This is a genomic window from Yoonia sp. (genome assembly GCF_046498525.1).
Classification (GTDB): domain Bacteria; phylum Pseudomonadota; class Alphaproteobacteria; order Rhodobacterales; family Rhodobacteraceae; genus Yoonia.
This window is the reverse complement of sequence record NZ_JAWOAN010000084.1, coordinates 1-5895: the sequence shown is the minus strand read 5'-3', so window position 1 is coordinate 5895 and position 5895 is coordinate 1. Positions and strand designations below refer to the sequence as shown.

The following is a 5895-nucleotide window of genomic DNA, read 5'->3' as shown; positions in this document are numbered from 1 at the left end:
AGTGGATAGGATACGAGGCCAATGAACACACAGAAACCAACAGTCACACCAGCCGCCTCGGTGGGCGAGAACTTACCTGTGTAGATGCCCCAAAGCACCAGACCGATAGCAAAGAAGCCCAACCATGCGCCGATGCCTGTCTTGATCATCCGCGAAACCGACAGGCCGATCAGAACACCCCAACCGTTGATCGTACAGACAATGAAAGCTGCGGTCATCATGCCCAGAACCATCAAGGCCCCCGGAATGATACCCGCAACAAACAGGTCAGAGATCGGCAGGTTCAGCAAGAAACCATATACGATGAAGATGATGGAAGGCGGAATGATGATCCCCACCGTACCCCCTGCAGCAGCAGTCGCTGCCGAGAAGCGTTCATCATAGTTGCCCTTGACCATCTCGGGGTGCAGCATCGAACCGATCGTCGCCGTTGTTGCCGAGTTTGACCCCGAGATCGCAGCAAAGAGACCACAGGCCGCGATCGAGGCCATGGCAAGACCACCGCGCAGCCAGCCCAGAACCGAATAGGCGAAATCCGACAATCGTCGCGCAATCCCTGATTGGTTGATCAGGTCACCGGTAAGGATAAAGAGAGGCATCGCCAGCAAGGCAAAGCCCTTGCTGAACACGTTGATCAGCTCGTTGCCTGTATTCGACAAGGGCAGGTCAATGACAAAACTGATGCCGATGACCCAGTAAAAAATGACCAGAAGCACCGGTGTTCCGAGCATGAAGAACAACGTCACGCCCAATGAGATAAGTGTAATCCATGTACTATCGTCCATTAGACGTCTCCCCCGATGACGGCTTGCTTGATGATCTGGTCGCCAGACTTGTAGTTATTCCAGTCTTCAATCCAGTTTCCGATCACACGACCGGACATGAGCGTAAAAGCGACGGGTATTGTTGTGTAGAACCACCATTTCATGACGTCATCAACGCCATCGACCAATTGGAAGTTATCAGCGGAAAGTGCGGTAAACCGCAGCGATGTCGTGATTGCAATCCAGCAGAACCCGAACCAAAGGACCGCATCAAGTGTCAGTGTCGCCATCTGACCGGACGGCGGCATCTTTGAGCGGAATTCACTGAAACTCAGGTGTGTCCGCAGTTTCACGTTATACGAACAGGCAAACCATGCCATGACCATGAACAGGAAAGGCGGGATCGTCGTCGACCCGGACCATTGGCTTGAAAAGACAAACCGGTCAATCACGCCCCAGCAGATGATGCCTGCGATGATCAGGTACATCACAACCGAAATTGTCCGTTCCAGATGACGCTCCATGAACGGAAAGAATTTGTAGAAGTAGTGCGCAGCAAGGCCACCTAGAAACGTGAAAACAAAACAGAACAGCCACATTCCATCTTTGTCGAATGCCTGACGCATCTCCCACGAACTGCCCGAGAACAAGGCCGGAACAACGGCCACTGCTTCAGTGATTATCGACATTTAGGTCTCCCCCCTAATGCGTCCCTATACTGCATTCATGCAGCCATATTATTCTTGTGATGAAAAGGGCCGACCGAACTCCAATTCGGCCGGCCCTTAACTTACGGGTTAGAGAAGGGCCAAATTAGCCTTTCCACCAACGACGTGGTTCAACGTTCTCAGGCAACGTGTTCGCATCAATTGTGCGGACTTCATCATAGATTTCCTGATACGTATCCAGACCACCGGACCAGCCGTTAAGCCGCTCGCGCCACTCTTCCCAGAGTGCTGGCTGGTATTCAGGTGAACACATCTCTTCGGCTTTCTTGATCTCTTCAGGAGACAGGAACGCGTTGCGCACGTTATTTTGTGCAAATATCGTGTTCGGAAGTTGTGGATCAGACTGACCTACAGTGTTGATCAGCGCAACCTCGTTGGCTGTTTGCACGTGCGTCTGTGCCCAATAGGCTGATTCCATCACCGCATCCTGCAAGTAACCTTCAAGGCCATCAAACACAGAGGCAGACATTGCTGTATGCTCTGTACCGCAGAAGAAGTTCAGGTGAACCGACTGGGATACAACCGGTGCCATGTTTGCGTAAGCAACGGCAGACGCCCATGTTTCAGCACCGTCGATGAGGCCCTGCTTGAGGCCGTCGAGTGTTTCTTCCCAAGCAACAGGAACCGGGTTCAGGTTCAATGCTTCCATCGCGATGCGACCAAGCTGCGTACCAGTGACGCGGTTCTTTGTTCCGGCAAGCTCTTCGACAGATGTCACAGTTGGCTTGTCTTCAAAGTTCATACCCATCTGGATGCCGCGCAATTCAGCGTGGCTGAACAGGAACTTCAGACCATGGCGCTTTTCGTATGGTTCACGCAGCAGCCGCATGGACGCTGGTGAATACAAGAAATGGTACTGGTCCGCACGGTTCCGGAACATATACGCATAGTCCAGAACGTTCAGATATGGTGCGGTACCGGCAGAGTTCTGTGTCGAACCGGCGAAGATATCCACGATGCCCTGCTGCGTCTTCTCTGCGCAGGACGTCTGACCACAGATCTGGTTGTCACCAATAAACTCGATCCGAATCTCGCCGTCTGAACGTGCCTCCAGGTCACGTGCAAATTCCAGTGCGCCCGCACGCTCGATCAGCAGGTTGCGTGCATTAAAGCCCGAAGCGCCGAACTTGAGGTTATATTTGGCCTCTTTGGCGAAGCGGCGCTCGTAAGTTGATTCGGCGGCAGATGCCAGGCTTGCAAGGCTCATCGCCCCGCCAAATGTACCCGCTGCCATCAGTGTAGAGCTCATCCCGTATTGACCTGCCAACTTGAACAGATCCCTCCGCGAAATACGGCTCAGTTTATCTCCAATCATCATGTTTCCTCCCATGTTGTCGATTATTGAGACTAATAGTTTCAAAAAACCCTAGTATAGTCTGATCGTTCTGCATAGACTTTTTTCAAATAAATGGAGAACGATTCAGTGGAAGCCGATTTTATCGTCGTTGGTGCAGGGTCTGCGGGCTGCGTCCTTGCCAACCGTTTGAGTGAAAATCCAGCTCATAAGGTAATCCTGTTAGAGGCCGGCGGAAAAGACAATAACCCTTGGATCCACATCCCCGTTGGGTATTTCAAGACGATCCACAATCCAAAAGTCGATTGGTGCTACAAGACCGAACCCGATCCGGGGCTGAACGGACGGTCGATCGAATGGCCACGCGGTAAAGTGCTTGGCGGTTCTTCATCGCTGAATGGCCTCCTCTATGTGCGCGGTCAGCCGCAGGACTATGATCGCTGGCGTCAGATGGGGAACAGTGGCTGGGGCTGGGACGATGTTCTGCCGTTGTTCAAGCGGTCAGAAAAAAACGAACGCGGCGCAGATGAATTTCATGGGAATGAGGGGCCTTTGTCTGTCTCCAACATGCGCATTCAACGCCCTATTACCGATGCATGGGTCGCGGCGGCACAAGCGGCAGGCTACAAATTCAACCCCGATTACAACGGCGCGACGCAAGAGGGCGTCGGATTCTTCCAACTCACCTCGCGCAATGGGCGCCGGTGCAGTTCTGCGGTGGCTTTCCTGAACCCCGTCAAATCTCGGGGGAACCTGCAAATTATCACCCATGCGCAGGTCGAAAAAGTCATCATCGAAGGCAACCGCGCCACTGGCGTGACCTACACGGATCGCAGTGGAAACAAGCAAACGGTCAAGGCACGCAAAGAGATCGTTCTATCAGGTGGTGCCATCAACTCGCCGCAACTGCTTATGCTTTCAGGGATCGGCGAATCATCACAGCTTGCCGAAAACGGGATAGAGGTCATCAAGGACCTGCCCGGCGTCGGCAAGAACATGCAGGACCATTTGCAAGCCCGTCTGGTCTATAAATGTAACGAACCCACGCTGAATGACGAAGTGAGTTCACTTTTCGGGCAAGCCAAGATTGGCCTCAAGTATCTGATGTTCCGCGCAGGTCCCATGACGATGGCGGCCAGCCTTGCCACCGGCTTCCTTAAGACGCGCGACGATATGGAAACCCCTGACATCCAGTTCCACGTCCAACCACTCTCTGCGGAAAATCCCGGAAAAGGCGCCGACAAGTTCTCGGCCTTCACGATGTCGGTCTGCCAGTTGCGGCCGGAAAGCAAAGGCGAGATCAGGTTGCGGGGGAATGACCCGAAGGCCTATCCCAAGATCATACCTAACTATCTGTCTGCCGAAACGGACTGCCGGACCGTCGTGGCGGGCGTGAATATCGCACGCAAAATCGCGAGACACGCGCCGCTGACCTCCAAGATCAGCGAAGAGTTCCGGCCACACGCGGACCTGCCGATGGACGACTATGACGCCACGCTTGATTGGGCCCGCAACAATACCGCGTCGATCTATCACCCGACCGGCACCTGCAAGATGGGTCAGGGCAAAGAGGCCGTGGTCGATGAACGGCTGCGTGTGCACGGCATCGCGGGGCTGCGCGTGGCGGATTGCTCTATCATGCCCGAGATCGTGTCGGGGAATACAAATGCCCCGGCAATCATGATCGGGGAAAAGGCGTCGGATTTGATCCTCGAAGACGCATAAGATATCACGTGTCCGCTGTCATAAAGCATCCAACACCGGTAAACCCATGGCAAGGGGTTTTGATGGACCACACAGGTATTGATTGACGGGTCACGGCAACAAGACCGTCATTTGGCTTTAGGAGGAAAATGCCGTTGAGGGCGCGTCAAAAAATGCAAACCTTCGATTGGTTCCTTTGGTCGGCACTCGTAGCGGCGGGAGTGTTCGTTGGCTTGGCCGTCAACAGCTTGTTCGCACTTGCCGTCATGGGCGCTTGGGGCAGCATTGTAACGACACTTGCCGTTGTCGCGTGTGGCATCGTCTTCTATTTGCTGCTGGAACGGATGTTCAATTTCATTTCGACAGGAAGATGGTCTTTGCCAAGACAACTCCAGAAACCCCGAAAGCCCCTTGTTCTGCTCTTTGGACTGCCTCTGGGCATCTTCATCGGCCTCATCGGAGCGCAGTTTGGCCTGAGCGAATTGCTCTTGTAGCCACTGCTGAAAAATCTCAAAGGCTCACGCAGGCCTTTTTGCAACCCCAGACTGACACCACAAACCGTCCACTTCCCGCTTGACCCCTTCCCCGGAATCGCAAACAGTATCCATGATGGTTCTCATGCGCCGAAAATGCGTTTGGGATGAAAAGGGAATACGGTGAGGAAGAGCCAAAGCGCGCCAAATCCGTGACTGCCCCCGCAACTGTGAGCGGCGAGCGACCCCGATGATCACCACTGAGCGACATGCTTGGGAAGGGATCGGGCAAGCAGCGACCCGCGAAGTCAGGAGACCTGCCATCAAAAGGCGCGACGTTGCGCCAACTGAAACTCAAACCGGGCGGGGTGTCCGGATCGGAGATCATGATGGTGAAAAAGGCTCTATCGGCCACACAAACATGCCCCTGTCACGCCCCGCGTCATCGCGGAGGGCGACATGGACCGGACAACACAACATCGTATTACGGTCTGCACGTCGTGCAGGCATAAAGGAACGGATTGCCGTCCCGGCTATGAACTGATCGAAAAACTGCGCAAGGCGATTGCCGCAGCAGGCGACAGCATTTCGGGCGACTTTGCCATTTCCGGCGTGGCTTGCATGGCGGGCTGCGACAGGCCTTGCACGGTGGCCTACCATGGCACCCAAAAAGCCACGTATCTGTTTGGCGACATGACACCTCAAGACGATATCGAAGATCTAGTCGATTTCGCGCGGCAATATGCCATTCTGCACGATGGCTGGTGTTCGTCCGTGGACCGCCCCGGCAAGCTACGCAAATCCACGCTCGCGCGCGTGCCAGCCGCAATGATCGCACTGGAAGACAACAAGGCGCTGGTATCATGAACAGCGCGCACCTGAGCGTTTCAGACGTGAGCTGGCGGCCGCACAAGCGAACTGCGCCCGTTCTG

General features: G+C 54.4%; 6 protein-coding genes and 1 riboswitch. Of the genes, 3 read left to right on the top strand and 3 right to left on the bottom strand.

Features of this window, described 5'->3' with window-relative positions:
* From R6T97_RS05530 to R6T97_RS05520, 3 genes are all read right to left on the bottom strand, one after another.
* A partial coding sequence (locus R6T97_RS05530) for a TRAP transporter large permease subunit (protein WP_410348301.1) occupies positions 1-785 on the bottom strand: 785 nt, incomplete at its 3' end.
* Positions 785-1453: a TRAP transporter small permease gene (locus R6T97_RS05525; RefSeq protein WP_410348300.1), complete on the bottom strand. Its 669-nt coding sequence runs from the start codon at positions 1451-1453 to the stop codon at positions 785-787. The genes R6T97_RS05530 and R6T97_RS05525, both read right to left, overlap by 1 nt.
* Positions 1454-1577: 124 nt before the next feature.
* Positions 1578-2810 carry a TRAP transporter substrate-binding protein gene (locus R6T97_RS05520; protein ID WP_410348299.1) on the bottom strand — a complete coding sequence of 411 codons (1233 nt, stop codon included), beginning with the start codon at positions 2808-2810 and terminating at the stop codon, positions 1578-1580.
* A 90-nt stretch (positions 2811-2900) separates the two neighbouring features.
* Between R6T97_RS05520 and R6T97_RS05515 the strand changes: the two genes are divergently transcribed.
* From R6T97_RS05515 to R6T97_RS05505, 3 genes are all read left to right on the top strand, one after another.
* Positions 2901-4511 (top strand): GMC family oxidoreductase, encoded by a 1611-nt coding sequence (locus R6T97_RS05515; protein WP_410348298.1) that lies wholly within the window; start codon positions 2901-2903, stop codon positions 4509-4511.
* 152 nt (positions 4512-4663) lie between these two features.
* Positions 4664-4984, top strand: coding sequence for a hypothetical protein (locus R6T97_RS05510; protein WP_410348297.1), 321 nt, complete (start codon positions 4664-4666; stop codon positions 4982-4984).
* 99 nt (positions 4985-5083) lie between these two features.
* Positions 5084-5303, top strand: a riboswitch (cobalamin riboswitch).
* 119 nt (positions 5304-5422) lie between these two features.
* Positions 5423-5830: a DUF1636 family protein gene (locus tag R6T97_RS05505; protein ID WP_410348296.1), complete on the top strand. Its 408-nt coding sequence runs from the start codon at positions 5423-5425 to the stop codon at positions 5828-5830.
* Positions 5831-5895 lie beyond the last annotated feature (65 nt).

Bases quoted from the DNA above. Each gene is read 5' to 3' on its own strand.
- R6T97_RS05525 (WP_410348300.1), bottom strand. From the start codon at position 1,453: ATGTCGATAATCACTGAAGCAGTGGCCGTTGTTCCGGCCTTGTTCTCG.
- R6T97_RS05520 (WP_410348299.1), bottom strand. From the start codon at position 2,810: ATGATGATTGGAGATAAACTGAGCCGTATTTCGCGGAGGGATCTGTTC.
- R6T97_RS05515 (WP_410348298.1), top strand. From the start codon at position 2,901: ATGGAGAACGATTCAGTGGAAGCCGATTTTATCGTCGTTGGTGCAGGG.
- R6T97_RS05510 (WP_410348297.1), top strand. From the start codon at position 4,664: ATGCAAACCTTCGATTGGTTCCTTTGGTCGGCACTCGTAGCGGCGGGA.
- R6T97_RS05505 (WP_410348296.1), top strand. From the start codon at position 5,423: ATGGACCGGACAACACAACATCGTATTACGGTCTGCACGTCGTGCAGG.